Origin of the sequence: Zunongwangia sp. HRR-M8 (assembly GCF_027594405.1) — a bacterium.
Lineage (GTDB): Bacteria > Bacteroidota > Bacteroidia > Flavobacteriales > Flavobacteriaceae > Zunongwangia.
Genome location: NZ_CP115161.1, coordinates 2,429,366 through 2,444,366, shown reverse-complemented (window position 1 = coordinate 2,444,366; position 15,001 = coordinate 2,429,366). Strand labels below are relative to the sequence as shown.

Annotated in this window: 13 protein-coding genes; 8 read left to right on the top strand and 5 right to left on the bottom strand. The window is 34.4% G+C overall.

All coding sequences use genetic code 11. The features are described 5' to 3' along the window. Positions 1-10: 10 nt before the first annotated feature. From PBT89_RS10555 to PBT89_RS10540, 4 genes are all read right to left on the bottom strand, one after another. A complete protein-coding gene (locus PBT89_RS10555; protein WP_270061874.1) occupies positions 11-499 on the bottom strand; it encodes a MarR family winged helix-turn-helix transcriptional regulator in 489 nt (162 codons plus the stop codon). A gap of 88 nt (positions 500-587) precedes the next feature. After that, complete coding sequence (locus PBT89_RS10550) at positions 588-1,139, bottom strand: hypothetical protein (protein ID WP_270061873.1); 552 nt, start codon at positions 1,137-1,139, stop codon at positions 588-590. Between the two features lie 554 nt (positions 1,140-1,693). Then, positions 1,694-2,026 carry a hypothetical protein gene (locus tag PBT89_RS10545; RefSeq protein ID WP_270061872.1) on the bottom strand — a complete coding sequence of 111 codons (333 nt, stop codon included), beginning with the start codon at positions 2,024-2,026 and terminating at the stop codon, positions 1,694-1,696. A 142-nt stretch (positions 2,027-2,168) separates the two neighbouring features. Next, the gene (locus tag PBT89_RS10540; RefSeq protein ID WP_270061871.1) at positions 2,169-2,795 is read right to left on the bottom strand and encodes a hypothetical protein; all 627 of its coding nucleotides are present in this window, start codon (positions 2,793-2,795) and stop codon (positions 2,169-2,171) included. 165 nt (positions 2,796-2,960) lie between these two features. Between PBT89_RS10540 and PBT89_RS10535 the strand changes: the two genes are divergently transcribed. The 8 genes from PBT89_RS10535 (at position 2,961) to PBT89_RS10500 (ending at position 12,749) form a co-directional block, all read left to right on the top strand. Then, positions 2,961-3,713, top strand: coding sequence for a YwqG family protein (locus PBT89_RS10535; RefSeq protein ID WP_270061870.1), 753 nt, complete (start codon positions 2,961-2,963; stop codon positions 3,711-3,713). Between the two features lie 30 nt (positions 3,714-3,743). Then, on the top strand, positions 3,744-4,970 hold the full coding sequence (locus PBT89_RS10530) for a hypothetical protein (protein ID WP_270061869.1): 1,227 nt from the start codon (positions 3,744-3,746) through the stop codon (positions 4,968-4,970). 23 nt (positions 4,971-4,993) lie between these two features. Continuing rightward, a complete protein-coding gene (locus PBT89_RS10525) occupies positions 4,994-5,800 on the top strand; it encodes an alpha-ketoglutarate-dependent dioxygenase AlkB (protein ID WP_270061868.1) in 807 nt (268 codons plus the stop codon). After that, the gene (locus tag PBT89_RS10520) at positions 5,797-6,306 is read left to right on the top strand and encodes an endonuclease V (protein ID WP_270061867.1); all 510 of its coding nucleotides are present in this window, start codon (positions 5,797-5,799) and stop codon (positions 6,304-6,306) included. The genes PBT89_RS10525 and PBT89_RS10520 overlap by 4 nt, the downstream gene beginning before the upstream one ends. A gap of 302 nt (positions 6,307-6,608) precedes the next feature. After that, on the top strand, positions 6,609-7,202 hold the full coding sequence (locus PBT89_RS10515; protein ID WP_270061866.1) for a TetR/AcrR family transcriptional regulator: 594 nt from the start codon (positions 6,609-6,611) through the stop codon (positions 7,200-7,202). Positions 7,203-7,223: 21 nt separating this feature from the next. Continuing rightward, positions 7,224-8,270, top strand: a complete 1,047-nt coding sequence (locus PBT89_RS10510) for an efflux RND transporter periplasmic adaptor subunit (RefSeq protein ID WP_270061865.1) — start codon at positions 7,224-7,226, stop codon at positions 8,268-8,270. Between the two features lie 21 nt (positions 8,271-8,291). Further along, complete coding sequence (locus PBT89_RS10505; RefSeq protein WP_270061864.1) at positions 8,292-11,396, top strand: efflux RND transporter permease subunit; 3,105 nt, start codon at positions 8,292-8,294, stop codon at positions 11,394-11,396. An 18-nt stretch (positions 11,397-11,414) separates the two neighbouring features. After that, positions 11,415-12,749, top strand: a complete 1,335-nt coding sequence (locus PBT89_RS10500; RefSeq protein ID WP_270061863.1) for a TolC family protein — start codon at positions 11,415-11,417, stop codon at positions 12,747-12,749. Between the two features lie 104 nt (positions 12,750-12,853). Here PBT89_RS10500 and PBT89_RS10495 read toward each other — a convergent pair whose 3' ends face one another. Further along, positions 12,854-15,001, bottom strand: a complete 2,148-nt coding sequence (locus PBT89_RS10495) for a M3 family metallopeptidase (RefSeq protein WP_443089594.1) — start codon at positions 14,999-15,001, stop codon at positions 12,854-12,856.

The window sequence follows — 15,001 nt, the reverse complement described above, 5'->3', positions numbered from 1 at the left end:
GAGTAAAAGCTTACTCAGTTTTGTTGAGGTACTTTTTTGAACGCTCATTAAAATCAGCTTGCTCTATATTTTTTTCAAGAATGGCTAAGTGATCGAAAATCGCTTTGCTATGATTCATTATTTCTTTTACAGCTTTATCACCAGCATCCCAATGTCGCTGCATTTCGGGCAATTTAAGTTGCGCCTTTTTTGAAAGCCTAAGTAAGTGTTTCCTTTTATCTTTGGGATCTTTAACTGAATTGATATATCCTTTTTTCTTCATTTTATCAACCAGCTGCACAATTGCAGGGTGGGAGAGATGTAATTTTTCGGCGATTTCCATAACGGTTAATCGCTCATGTTTTTCTAACAGAAGAAAAATCATATGCCAATTTGGTTCAATTTCAAGACCATTATCACGATAAAACTGGCGTGTTGAATATAAAAAGGAATCGCTAAGTCGTTTCAATCTGCCAGTTAAACCTGCATAACCCATTTCCACTAAAAAATCGTCATCCATATAGTTAAATTAAAAACTAGCAGTAAAAGTAAGCACTTACACAGGTTTATTAAAGAAAATAGATAGTCCCATTAAAATTTATTTAATTCTATAAAAAATAAAATGGTCTTGTCGAACTGTTTTTATCATCCTTAAGAATTACAAAATCCTTTTTAGATCCTTCAAGATGTAAAAGACCAATAGGATAATATTTGTAGAGACTCAGTAAATCTTTCTCAGGTTGATTTTCATTTTCAGTATCAATAGTTACAATTAAACGCTGTAAATTGAACTTCTCGAATATTCTTTCTACAGAAGATATTATACTATTTTCACTTTCCTCTTTACTCAGGTTAACATGTTCAAACAAAGTAAATTTAATCTTAGCTTCTCTACCTTGGGTAATATTTGTTACACTTACAAAGCCAATGGTTTCTTCTTTACGAGACCAAAGCAAATGATAATTTTGTGTTTTTTTCTGCTCTAGGTTAAGCTCTGCGCTTAAAAAGGTTAATAATTTACCTACGTATGGATCTGTTTGTTCATTATTTTGAGCAATATGAGATGTTTTAGGTAGAAACATAGATGCAATGTTGTTTAAATCCATTGCATTGAGTTCTTTAATATCTAGTGCTAAGTTGTTTTTTCTTTCTAAGATCATAACTCATCTGTTTAAAAATTGTCTGTCAAATTTCTGGGTAAAATTTACTTTAAATAAATAATTCGTAAGTGCTTACGCAAAAGTAGTCTAAAATATACGTAAGAGCTTACATTGTTATTTCGATTTAACTATTATTTAATATTCGATCTTATTTTGCTAATGTTGTAATTAATATGTGATGTTTCAACCTAATTTTGATGATGCCTTAAAATAATATTATTATCTAAATTTTGAGAATCTTGGGATTTAAGGGGAATGGGGCTGATTTCTTAATGAGTGATAGATATCGAAATTTTTTGATCAAAATTCTTCAACTCAGGTCCAAGATCTAAAAACAGCTGATTTGAAGTCTTTAAGACTATTAATTAATAGCAGGATGATAAGCAATCAAATTTTGACATCCTCATGAGAAAATCTTTTAAATTTCAAGTAAGCCTAAGATCATTTTTCAATTTCCAGTCAAAAATTTTAATAATGTTTTTATTGAAAATTACAACTCTTACTATGTTTTACAATATCTATTATAAATTTTATTGAGCTAAATGCAAACTTGATTAATGCCACACAAATTGCTCAAAGACAACATTGTTTTCTATCATATAATCTCCAAATTTTGAATAGGCATCGTTAGTGTTAAAACGTTTTTTTAGGCCTTCTAAAATAGCAGCTTTGTCATTTTCTTTACAATTAAATAAGTGGGCCAGTTTTTTAGCTTCTTCCCAAGCTATTATGTACTGATATTCATAATCTGAATCGCCCAAACCTTCTTTTACACGTTTGCCAATATCGTAACCATCAAATAGTAATTGATTATCGGCATTAAAATAGACGTGCATAGAGATTTTGATAGCTGGATCTTCAAACTCATAAAGACACACTTTTTTCATAAATAATTGTTTTTAAATAGTATGAGTTAGCTTCAAATTAACTAGCCGTTTTTAAAGAAACCTATCTTTTCTATGCAAAAATTGCTATAGCTTTGAGTTTGTAAACAAAGCTATAGCAATTAGAGAACTACTAAAAACAGATTTAGTCTTCTAAATTTATATGGGCTACTATAGATCCTTCCTTCACAATAAATAAAAGATTGGAGATAGGTGCGTTACCGTAGCTATCGTCATTCCAAGTGTAGTCGTGTAGATACGCAAACTTATTTAATAAATCTTCTGAAGCATCTCTTGCAATAACCATCATACACGATCTTCTAGGTATTGATACTATTAATTCTTCAGCTTCTAACATTTCGTGTGCTTTAAGCATATGGCTTTGAGAAAGAATACGCTCACTCGCAAAATCTGGTCCGCTAGCGCTTAATGCTCTATTTTCAAAAGCTTCAAAATATTCAAACTCGGTAGGATACTCGTCTATATTTTGAAGCGCTTCTTCTATAATATTTCGACCCTCATACTTAGGCAAATCATTTTGTGTTAAGAACACTAAATTATCAGGCGTATCTTTACCATAAGCCACTACTAGCTTTAGGTTATTTTCTGCCGGGGAACCTATCATATTCGTTTTTAAAGCGCCTGCTCTTATACCTACCCAATCTGCTGGCTTAATAATAGGATAAATTTTAGCAGACGTGTCGTTAACTGCTCCTTTAATTTCTTCCATTTCTTTTGGAGATTTTCCTCCTGTATTTTCTGTATTGCTCATAAGTTCTTTTTATTTGATACAAAAGTATTTCTGAGAACACGAAAACAGCTCACGGAATTCAGCCATTTCTAAAAATAGTAAATCTTCTGTTTAAATAATATCCCTGAAAACGGTTACCTAATTTCGAAGATAAGCCTGCATCTTTGTCTATAAAATAAGACACCTATGATGGACCTCCCGAAACTAGAAAAGATCATGAAAGAAGCTAAATATAATTTAGCTAAAAAAGAAGCATATCTAAAATCTTTAGCTATTTCTTCTATTACCATTACTAGAAAAAATGAGCAAGGAGAAAATTTTGGTGTTAGTAAATTAGGTGGTGATCCTGAAGTTCCTACAAATTTTGAATGGCCAAGACACGAGTTTGGAGACTACAGATTTATAGCACAATTCAATTTAAGTGAAATTACATTTCCTTCTCCACTACCCAAAACTGGAATGCTAAGCATATTTGTGGCAGATGATGAAGATCAAAATATTTTTTGGGGAGCAGATGAGTATGCAAAAGTCTTTTATTTTAAAGAAGATGAAGAATTACAAACCTATATAAATACTAATATTACCCCCTCTCTTAGAATTTTTGGCTTTCCCATACAATTTGAACAAAGCATTGACATACCCCACAGACCGGAATTGTTTAAAGAAAAAGAACTCAACAAAAGGCAATTGTCTTACGTGTGCGATAAAGTACCTAGCCTAATTCGCAAAGGCGGCTACAATTACTTATTAGGCTATCCCTATTATAATTCATTGGCTTACGACCCCAGAAAAGGAAAAGAATGGGTTTCGTTACTCACATTACTTTCCATACGTTCTCTTGAATGGAATTGGCACGATGGTGGCTATTTAATGCTCTTTATAGAAAAAGACAAATTAGCAAAAGGAGATTTCTCTAACATTAAAACCGATGCGGGTTGATGATTGAAAATGAAAGCCGAAAAATTCAACATGATGAATACAGAAAATAATATTTCAACCGCTAAAAACTTCTTGATCAATTTAACTCAAGAAAAACAACATTCAGTAGCATTTGAGGAATTAATAACACATTTTTGCGGACAGGTAATAACCAAGTTTTCAGAAATAAAAAATACCTCCGATCTTATTCGTATGTATGTGTTGGGTGATATTGCTGAAATTGAAAAAGAAAACTGTACTTTTTATATTATTGAAGAATTTTCGTTCAATTACGAGAATTTAAACTCCACCTTTTTTAAGCGAATACATCTGGGTGAAGTTCCTTTAAACATCCATAATGCCGGCGTGTATTACCGAAAGTTTTTTAATACTGAAAACTATTTTCATAAAATTAAAACTGCTCATAATTTTCAGCAATTAACCGAATCTAACAAACAAGGAAAAGCCTTACGAAAAGGGATTTACCTGACTCCAATTACCAAAACCCAACTTGCTAAAAGCGAAGAAGAACTTCATTTTAGACTCTTAAGATGTTCTAGCAATTTTACCGGGCCTACAGAAAATTTCAGTGAAACAGATCATCATATCGTCAATAAAATAAATGAAGCGGTACGTTTCGATTTTGAACAAAAAACCGAATTAAATCATGTTTTGGCGCAGATTTATGAGAATAAAAAGAAAGACAAAAACAATCCAAAAGATGTAAAAGCCAAGATAAAAGCACATTCCGATAAAACCAAAGATATGCCCAACGAAGGACTTATCGCTTTTTGTTCGTTTTATGATGATACTAATATTGAAAAACTGCATCACCCAGAAAACAATCCATTCGATTGGTATTATAAAAAATCGAGTGCCTTAACACGACTTCATTTTAAATTAAAACCCACAGTGATCGATGCAAGTTTAGCAAAAGAATTTAGCATTACGCTATATCCAAATTCGGTGTTTTTAATTCCCCTTTCTACTAACAGATTGTATACGCACGAAATACGACCTTCGGTTTTAAATGTCGATCAAGTACCAACCCGAATGGGTTATGTCATTCGGTGTTCTAATTTGGAAGCGGTTTATAAAAACAATCAAACTTTTATTAAAGAAAAAGGAGGATTGATAAAACTAGAACCGATGAATGCTGAACAAATGGAAGATTTACGCAGCACCTACTTCGAAGAAAATAAGTCAGAAAAACAAGTTGAATACGGTAAAATTCATTTTAGTATGAACTCTGGCGATTACGAAAAACCGGTTTATTAATCTCAAATTTTAGTTGTAGTACCATGAAACCAAAAGATTTTTATGTTAGTAAACTATCGTTTCCCAAAAACCTTTTTAGCGATTTAACCAAAGCTACAGAATTTGAAAGCTTAGGAAAAGGCCGTTGGGGAAATAACTTGGTGAAGCCCGAAGAAAACAGATTTCCGATAGTGCGAACGACTACAGCATTTACTATTTCTGCCAACTCGTTTTCTGAGTTACATCAAGAAATTATTAATGGTATTGATAAAAATCTAGAAGATAAAAACTTCTCGAAAGTCAAATTTAATCATGCCCTTATCGAGATTTATGATGCTGAATATAGAAAGATGAAATACCATTCTGACCAAGCTTTAGATTTAGCAACAAACTCTTACATCAGTCTTTTTTCGTGTTACGAATATCCAGAAAAACTGAATTCTCAAAACACCAGAATTCTACGGATTAAAGATAAAATAACAGAAAAAGAAACTGATATTCCATTAACGCATAATTCATTGGTGTTATTTTCAACAGATACAAATTCTAGGTTTTTTCATAAAATTATATTCCCCGAAAAACCTCAACAAAAAGAATCATTTTCAGAAAACCGGTGGTTAGGCATCACATTCAGAACATCTAAAACTTTTATTCAGTTTAAAAAAAACACGCCTTATTTTGAAAACGGGAAACAACTAATACTAGCTAATGAAATTAAGCAAAAACAATTTTATACGCTACGCGGAAAAGAAAATAAACAATTAGATTTCACCTATCCTGAACTTAACTTTACCTTAAGTAAAGCTGATACGTTTGTACCGAAAAATTCAACAAAAAAAATAAAATTATGATTCTTGCTTTCGACACGTACTATTATAATAATAAAGCTAAAACCATTGCCGTAAGCTTTAACGACTGGCAAGATGGAGAGCCTTTGCGTATTTACAGCGAAATTATTGAAGGCGTTGCTGATTATGAACCCGGTTCTTTTTACAAACGAGAATTACCTTGTATTTTAAGTTTGTTAAATAAAATTAATCCCGAAGAAATTGATGCGATTATCATTGATGGTTACACCACGCTTGAAGAAAATAAACTCGGTTTAGGTGGTCATTTATACGAAAAATTTGATCAAAAAATACCGATTATTGGTGTAGCAAAATCGCAATACCAATCTAACACCTCGAACTACAAAGCATTATTACGAGGCGAAAGCATACGCCCGCTTTACATTTCTGCCATCGGGATCGATTTAGAAGAAGCCTACAATCATATTAAAACAATGCACGGCAATTTTAGAATGCCAACCTTATTACAATTGGTAGATACCAAGACAAAAGAAAAAACGATTCACTAAATATAGTCATCAAACGATCTTTCGTTAAATTTTCTAACGAAAGATCGAAATCTGCTTGATCTTTTTATTCAATTTATAACAGTTTTATTGTTCTAACTACTTCTGCATTTCAAGTATACTTATTAATAGCTATTGAATAAAATCCACTTTCACATTCAGGAGTTAAAGTTATTTTAAATTGAAAGGTTCATTAAAATGTTTAGCAAATTCCTCTTCAAATATTAACAAAATAACAAGATTCAAAAACTGACTAAATGCGTATTTTTGTCTAAAATTAGACATATTATAATATTTTGTCGAAAATGGAATCTAAAGAAGACTTCGTAAAAAAACAGATTATTGATGCTTCTAAAACGGTATTTAAAAATTACGGTTTTAAAAAAGCAACGATGGATCACATTGCCAAAGCTTCCGGTAAAGGCAGAAGCACTTTATATTACTATTTTAAAAATAAAAATGAGGTTTTTGAGGCTTTTGTTAAAAACGAATATGAAAGTAGAATTTTAGAAACTTCAAAAAAGGTTTCAAGCAATTTCACTATCAAAGAAAACCTTTCTAAATACCGAAAGATTAAACTTGAGCATCTCATTAAACTATCAGAGACCTACAAATACCTGTTAAGCGATTTAAAAGAGAATACCAGTTTTTTATTTCAACTATTGTATGAAATTCGGGCAGAAGAAGTTTCGATTATCGAGAATTGTCTTCGTTGGGCAATCGAGAAAGAAGAAATTACTCCGGTACCTGAGACTGATTTAAATTTTTTGGCCCTAGCTATTGTTACGGCTACCGATAGTCTGGAAAAAGAAATTTTCTTATATCAACGCTATTCAAACGATATGTTCGATCGTTTAGATTGGATTAATCAACTTATTATAAAAGGACTTCAACACTAATACTTTTTAAACCTTAAAACTATGCGCATTATTCGTCTCACTTTGCTAGTCTTTAGCATTTTTCTGGCCATAAGCTGTGGAGAAGAAAAAAAATCGACTCCTATTCAATCTATCGAGGTAAAAACAATGACCATTGGTAACCCAAATTCAGCTCAACAAAATCAGGATATTGGTTTTACCGGCAAAATTATAGCTAATAAAAAAATAAATGTAAGCTTTCAAATAGGTGGAACTATTGAATATTTAAAAGCCGATATGGGCGATTTTGTTCAGAAAGGTGAATTATTAGCCGAAGTTGATGCCACCGCTTATAAAGAAGAATATCAAGCAAAAAAAGCTCAAGCGGAATTAGCGAAAGAGAATTACGAGCGTATTAATGAAGTGTATTTAAAAGGAAGTATTGCTGAAATTAAAATGATTGAAGCGCGCTCTAAATACCAACAGGCAAAAGCTGCAGCAAATGCCGTATACCAAAACGTAAAGCATAGTAAATTATACGCGCCTACCAGCGGATATATTGGTGCTAAAATTATGGAAGCCGGAGATTTAGCAAGCCCCGGGCGTCCGGTTTTTCAGTTATTAGAGATCAACAAGGTTAAAGCTGCTATTCCTATTCCGGATGAAGAAGTGAATCAGCTAAAAAATGGCGATAGCGCTAAAGTAAAAATCAATGCTTTAAATAATGAAATAGTTCACGGACAAGTTTCTGAAATTTCTATTCAGTCTACCCAACAAAATCCGGTTTACATAGCACAAATCACTATCAATAATCCCGACCGAAAAATAAAACCCGGTATGTCTTGCGCTGCTATGCTCGATTTCGATAAAAATGAAACCTCAAAAAACACGTCAATTGTGTTACCGGTTGAAGTAGTTTCGGTAACCGAAAATGGTGAAAATTTCGTGTATATCGTACAAAATGGCAAAGCAAAACGACAAATGGTTACTACCGGAAAATTGTACAATAACGGTATTGCAATTACCTCAGGATTACAAAATAACGATCAAGTAATTACTTCCGGCTATCATAAATTAACCGACAATACTCCCATAAAAATAGCTAAATAAGCTAAAAAGTTCGTGTAGATTATGAAAAAAGATAACAGCTCTATTATCGAATGGGCTATGAAAAACAAATCGTTTCCGCTTGCGGTTGCCGCACTCTTGGTAATTATCGGGCTTATTGGTTTGTTTAATATGCCACGTAACGAATTCCCGGATTTTACCATTCGCCAAGGATTATTAATTGGGTATTATCCGGGAGCCAATTCTGAAGAAGTAGAACAAGAATTAACAACTAAAGTTGAAGAATACCTGTTCAGTTTTAACGAAGTTGATAAAACCAAAACTTACTCCTATTCCCAAGACGGGAAAATGTATATTTACGTTGAAGTTGCTAACCGAGTAGATGAAGATGCTACCGAGCAGTTTTGGAATAAGCTTAAAAATGGTTTACTCGTTTTTCAGCAACAAAAATTACCCAAAGGCGTTCGCGGAATTATAGTGAATAGCGAGTTTGGAAATACCGCGGCTATGATTTTAGCGGTGCAATCTCAAAACCGACCCTATAAAGATTTACAACGCCACGTAGAAGATATTGAAGACAATCTTCGCCAGCTAGAAAATGTGGCAAAAATAAGTCACGATGGTGGATTAACCGAGCAAATTGCTGTGTATGCCGATCAGAATAAATTAGCAACCTACGGCATTAGTCCGGGAATGCTAATGCAAAGTTTACAAGATCAAGGTTCGATAAATCCGGGAGGAACTTTAGAGCAGCAAAAATTTGATCGACCTATTCATATTGATACATTTATTAAAGATGAAACCGATGTGGCCAACCAAATTGTACGTACCGGAGACGATGGAAGTGTAATTCGGGTAAAAGATGTAGCTGAAGTAAAGCGAGAATATGAAGATCCGGACGCTTTTACCACTTCCAACGGAACCAAAGCGATGATTATTACCTTAGAAATGGCCAAAGGAAATAACATCGTACAATTCGGAAAACAAATTGAAGAACGCTTAACCAGCATCGAGCAACAACTCCCAAAAGATATTGAAATTCATAAAATAGCCGATCAGCCGGATGTGGTGCATAGCGCTATTGGCCATTTTATGAAAGAATTTGGTTACGCCTTGGTAGGGGTCATTTTAGTAGCGCTGTTTTTATTGCCGTTTCGTGTAGCTTCGGTTGCCGCTGCCACTATCCCGATTACCATTTCAGCAACATTAGCAGTTATGTATATGTTGGGTATGGAATTAAATACCGTAACCCTGGCGGCACTTATCATTGTGCTGGGAATTGTGGTAGACGATCCTATTGTGATTATCGATAATCACGTAGAAAAATTAGACGAAGGTGAATCGATTTGGAAAGCAGCCTACCACAGTGCGTTACAATTATTCCCGTCTGTATTTACGGCTACCTTAGCCATTACCGCCACCTTTTTACCACTTATCTTTTTCTTAAGCGGTACGGCGAAAGACTTTTTAAGCACGTTCCCTTTCACTATTATGATTGCGCTGTTTTTATCCTTAGCCATATCTGTGTTAATTGTGCCTTTCTTCAATACTATTTTTATTAAAAGAGGACTCCATGACGATAAAAAAGAAAAGAAAAAAGATAAAAAATCGATGTTAGATCGATTACAAAACTTTTTCAATTCATCTATACAAAAAGCAATGAAACACGCTAAAATCACTTTAGCGGTAGGAATTGCTTCTGTAGTTTTAGGAATCATTTTATTTTCAAGCTTAACTCAAGAATTATTTCCGGTTATTGAACGAAACCAATTTGCAGTTGAAGTGTATTTAGCCAAAGGCAGCAATTTAGATGAAACGGCCAAAGTGGTTAAAAAGTTTGAAAAAGAAGTTTTGAAAGATGACGAACGCGTACTGAACTACACCAGTTTTATTGGAGAAAGTTCGCCACGTTTCCATATGGTTTACGCACCTAATTTACCGGCTAAAAATTATGCCCAAATTTTAATCACCACAGCTTCGGAAGATGCAACCGAAGAAGTATTAAAAGATTATGATAAGCATTATGCCAATATGTTTCCGAATGCGTATTTACGAATGAAACAGCTTAATATGGTAAATAAACCGGCACCTATAGAGGTTCGCCTTTTCGGAAACGATATTGCGCAATTGCGCACCTATGGCGATAGCATTATTAATTTAGCACGGCAAACCCCAGAAACCATTTGGTCGAGAACCAATTTTGGCGAAAAACAGTCTACCATTAACATCGACATTAAAAAAGATGAAGCGGCACAAGTTGGCTTAAGTAAAGAAAATATTGCCAATACGGTGGCGATGTATATGGAAGGTTTAAATGCTACCAAAGTGTACGATGAAGATTATGCGATTCAGGTAAAAATTAAAGCCGAAAATAACAAAGCACAAACCGTAGCCGATTTAAGAGAACTTTCAATACTTTCTGCAAAAACCCAAAGTATGGTTCCGCTTCGGCAAGTAGCCAATGTAAAACCCGGTTGGGAAGAAGAACAAATTACCCACCGTAACGGAATGCGTTGTTTAACCGTTCGGGTTGATATTACCAAAGGTGCTGTAGCTAATGTGGTATTAGAAAAACTTAGGCCAAAAATCAAGAAACTAAATATTCCCGATACCATTCGAGTAGATTATGGTGGTGAATACGAGATGCAACAAGAAAATTTGGTTCCTATGGGCATTTCACTTTCCATTAGTGTATTGGTCATTTTCTTGATTTTAATCTGGCATTTTAAATCTATAAAACACGCAACGCTAAGTTTTATTACGATGCCGTTAAGTATTTTAGGAGCCGCTTTAGGCTTAATGCTGATGCAATACCCGTTTGGTTTTACTTCGTTTCTTGGGATTTTAGCTTTGTGCGGAATTGTAGTAAGAAACGGTATTATTTTAATAGATTTTGCAGATGAACTTCGATACGAAGAGAATTATAGCGTTAAAAAAGCTTCCATAATGGCAGCGCAACGTAGAATGCGCCCCATCTTTTTAACCTCTTCAGCAGCAGCGGTAGGTGTGATTCCTATGATTATTAGTAGGTCTACACTTTGGGGACCGTTAGGAACTGTTATCGCTTTCGGGTTAATGATTTCTATGGTACTTACCTTGTATGTTTTACCGGTTTTATATTGGATGTTCTTCAAAAAAGAAGATGAAAATAAAACCGAAGAAGCTTAATATTCAAATTGAAAAGAAATGAACACTAATTTTTCAGCATATTTAAAAAAGCTTGGCATTTTTGCACTATTTACGGTAGCTATTTCAGCAAATGCGCAAGAAAATTATATCACGCTAGAAAAAGCTAAGAAAGCAGCTTTACAATATAGCCACGATATTAAAAATGGAAATTTACGTATAGAAAAAGCTAACGCACAAAAACAAGAAGCCTTGGCTAATTACTTTCCTACGGTGGAAGCTTTAGGCGGAACGGTGTATGCTTTCGACAATTTTATAGATCCTATTGCTTTATTAGGAATACCGGAGATTGATAATGTATACTTAGCTTCGGCCACCGCATCTGAAGTGGTTTTTGCCGGCGGAAAAGTAAGAAACGCCAACAAATTAGCAGAATTACAAGTAAACGCCAATCAAATTCGGGCAGAGCAGTCTGTTGACTCTGTTATTCTAACCACCGAAAAAAAATACTGGCAATTGGTACAATTACAAGAACAGCAAAAAGTAGTAGATGCTGCTAAATTGTATCTTTCTGAATTATTAGCACAACAACAAGATTTATTAGATGCCGGTTTAATTGCTAAAAATCAATTACTACAAGTAAAAGTAAATCGCAGTAAGGTATTACTAAAAGAAAGCAAATTAGCCAATATGCGAAAATTAGCCTTGCTTGATTTGGCTTTATACACCGGTTTAGATTACGATACTACCCAAGTTGCTGTAGACACCTTACACCAAGTAATACCACCAGAACTGAAATATGAGTATACCGTAAATGTTAATGAAAATAAGAATTACCAATTATTAGACGAGCAAATTCAAGCCTCTAAACTACAAACCAAGATGGCACAAGCCAATCAAATGCCTCAAATTTCTGTAGGCGTCAATGCCAGTAAATACGGAACTTTTAGTACCGGTTTAGATTCAGATATTCAACCTTTAGCTTTTGGACTCGTTCGAATTCCTATTTCAGCTTGGTGGGGTAAAGAAAAGCAACAGGTAAAGCAGCGAAAAATTGAAGAAAAAATTGCTATAAATCAATTAAAAAAAGGGCAAGATCAAATTACCGTAGGTATTACAAAAAGTTGGTACGATTTGTTAGATGCCTACAAACAAATTGAGTATGCCAAAGAAAATCTGGCTTATGCTGAAGAAAATCTAGAGGTGCAGCGTGATAATTACAATAGCGGTTTAAATAATTTATCGGACCTGTTAGATGCACAACGTTTACAGCAAGAAGCTAAAACAGAATTAGTGACTGCTTTTGCCGAATATGAAGTAAAAGAAACTGTATATCTGTATAGAAATAATCAGCTGGATGCTCCTGGTATAGAAGAAATACAGGATGAGAAATAAACTTGAAATGAGTTAACTATTATCGTAATTAGGACGAACTAATATTCAATAAAAAAGCTACATTTTAAGTAATGTAGCTTTTTTATTTTTATGCTGAAATTAGCTTAATTCTTTGGCACAGGAAAGCCTCTGTCACGCATTAGCGCATCGATATTGGCATCTCTTCCTCTAAACTTTTTATAAGCTTCAGCAGGATCCATGGCATTTCTAGGCGCAAATAGAAACTTCACCAACTTATGTGCAGTTTGTTTATCATAAAAACCGTTTGGAGCTTCAGCAAAAGCTTCAGCAGCATCGGCGGTTAAAACATCTGCCCACAAGTAGCCGTAATAACCGGCAGCATAACCTTCCCCAGAAAAAATATGACCAAACTGCGTAGAACGGTGGCGCATAGGTATTTCTTCAGGTAAACCAAGCTCGTCCAGTTGTTCTTTTTCAAACTCTTGCACATCTGTAATTTCAGAAGGATCGGTTGTATGAAATTTCATATCCATTAAAGCAGAAGCCAAAAATTCGGTAGTACCAAATCCTTGATTGAATGTAGCTGCTTTTTTAATCTTTTTCACTAATTCTTCTGGCATTGGCTCATTGGTTTCATAATGTCTCAGAAACTGATTAATTACTTCATCTGTAGATAACCAACGTTCTAATAATTGAGATTGAAATTCAGTATAATCTCTTACACCGCTATTCAATTTAGGATATTTAATATCTGCGGAAAGAAAGTGAAGTGCATGCCCAAATTCATGGAAAAAAGTTTCAGCATCATCCCAACTAACCAGCGTAGGTTCTCCTTTAGCAGGTTTCACAAAATTTGAATTATTAGAAGCCAACACAGGTTTATTTCCACTTAATTCATCCTTACTGCGATAGGTCGTTGCCCAGGCACCAGAGCGTTTCCCCGGGCGAGCGTAAGGATCTAAATACCATAATCCAATGACTTCTCCATTTGTTTTATCGTTAACCTCGTAAACCGTTACATCTGGATGAAAAACAGATACATAACTGGTATCAACAGGCGTAAAATCGAAATTAAACAGTTCTCCTGCTACATAAAAAATGGCTTTTTTAAGATTGTCGAGTTGCAGGTATTGTTTTACTTCTTCGCTATCAAGATCATATTTTTCTTTTCTAACTTTTTCCATGTAATAGCGATAATCCCATGGCTCTATAGTAATGTCTTTGCCTTCTTTTTTGGCAAATTCCTGCATATCTTTTACTTCTTCTTCAACACGACCCAAAGCAGCAGGCCAAACGGCTTCCATTAATTCCATTGCCTGTTTTGGTTCTTTAGCCATACGGTCTTGCAAACGCCATTGCGCATAATTATCGTATCCTAATAATGAAACACGCTCATCACGAAGTTTAAGAATTTCTTTGATCACCTGATTATTATCAAATTCGTCTCCGTTATTTCCACGAGAATAATACGTACGCCAAACTTTTTCTCTTAATCCACGTTCATCTGAATAGGTTAAAAAAGGATCCATAGAAGATCGCGTATTGGTAATCGCAAATTCACCTTTATGATCTCTATCTTCTGCAGCGCTGGCGGCAGATTTTACAAAACTTTCTGGCAATCCGCTTAGCTGAGTGCTATCGATATACGTTACGTAACCTTCTTCATCTGCCAATACGTTATTAGAAAATTTCGTATATAATTCAGAGAGTTCTTTATTTATTTTGGCGTAACGTTTTTTGTCTTCTTCGGAAAGATTAGCGCCATCCATTTCAAAATCTTTGTAGATAAGATCGATGGTTCTTTGCTCAGCCGAGTCTAGCGGAGTTTCCTGAGATTGGTCGTAAACAGATTTGATTCTTTGGAAAAGCTTCTCATTTTGTGAAATCTTAGAACTGTATTCCGATATTTTTGGTGATAATTCCTTCTGAATTTCTCTAAATTCTGGAGAAGACAGATTACTGCTGAAAATACCATAGTACGTAAATGCACGATCTAGCGCCTCACCAGATTTTTCGAAAGGGATAATCGTGTTTTCGAAAGTTGCTTCTTCAGGATTGTTGGCGATACTGTCTATTTCTTCAAGATGTTGCTGCATACCTTCTAAAATTGCGGGTTTCAGCATTTTAACTTTCATTTTATCAAAAGCCGGTACTCCCTGGTAAGGGCCGGCCCATTCAGCAAGAATAAAATTGTCTTCCATAGCATCATCTTTATTTTGGGAGTCGTTTTTGCAAGCAGCGAATAATACGATTGCTGCCATACCTAAATTTTTTGTAAACTTTCTTTTCAT

Bases quoted from the DNA above. Each gene is read 5' to 3' on its own strand.
- PBT89_RS10500 (WP_270061863.1), top strand. From the start codon at position 11,415: ATGAACACTAATTTTTCAGCATATTTAAAAAAGCTTGGCATTTTTGCA.
- PBT89_RS10525 (WP_270061868.1), top strand. From the start codon at position 4,994: ATGAAACCAAAAGATTTTTATGTTAGTAAACTATCGTTTCCCAAAAAC.
- PBT89_RS10545 (WP_270061872.1), bottom strand. From the start codon at position 2,026: ATGAAAAAAGTGTGTCTTTATGAGTTTGAAGATCCAGCTATCAAAATC.
- PBT89_RS10510 (WP_270061865.1), top strand. From the start codon at position 7,224: ATGCGCATTATTCGTCTCACTTTGCTAGTCTTTAGCATTTTTCTGGCC.
- PBT89_RS10540 (WP_270061871.1), bottom strand. From the start codon at position 2,795: ATGAGCAATACAGAAAATACAGGAGGAAAATCTCCAAAAGAAATGGAA.
- PBT89_RS10555 (WP_270061874.1), bottom strand. From the start codon at position 499: ATGGATGACGATTTTTTAGTGGAAATGGGTTATGCAGGTTTAACTGGC.
- PBT89_RS10550 (WP_270061873.1), bottom strand. From the start codon at position 1,139: ATGATCTTAGAAAGAAAAAACAACTTAGCACTAGATATTAAAGAACTC.
- PBT89_RS10520 (WP_270061867.1), top strand. From the start codon at position 5,797: ATGATTCTTGCTTTCGACACGTACTATTATAATAATAAAGCTAAAACC.
- PBT89_RS10495 (WP_443089594.1), bottom strand. From the start codon at position 15,001: ATGAAAAGAAAGTTTACAAAAAATTTAGGTATGGCAGCAATCGTATTA.
- PBT89_RS10535 (WP_270061870.1), top strand. From the start codon at position 2,961: ATGATGGACCTCCCGAAACTAGAAAAGATCATGAAAGAAGCTAAATAT.
- PBT89_RS10505 (WP_270061864.1), top strand. From the start codon at position 8,292: ATGAAAAAAGATAACAGCTCTATTATCGAATGGGCTATGAAAAACAAA.
- PBT89_RS10515 (WP_270061866.1), top strand. From the start codon at position 6,609: ATGGAATCTAAAGAAGACTTCGTAAAAAAACAGATTATTGATGCTTCT.
- PBT89_RS10530 (WP_270061869.1), top strand. From the start codon at position 3,744: ATGATGAATACAGAAAATAATATTTCAACCGCTAAAAACTTCTTGATC.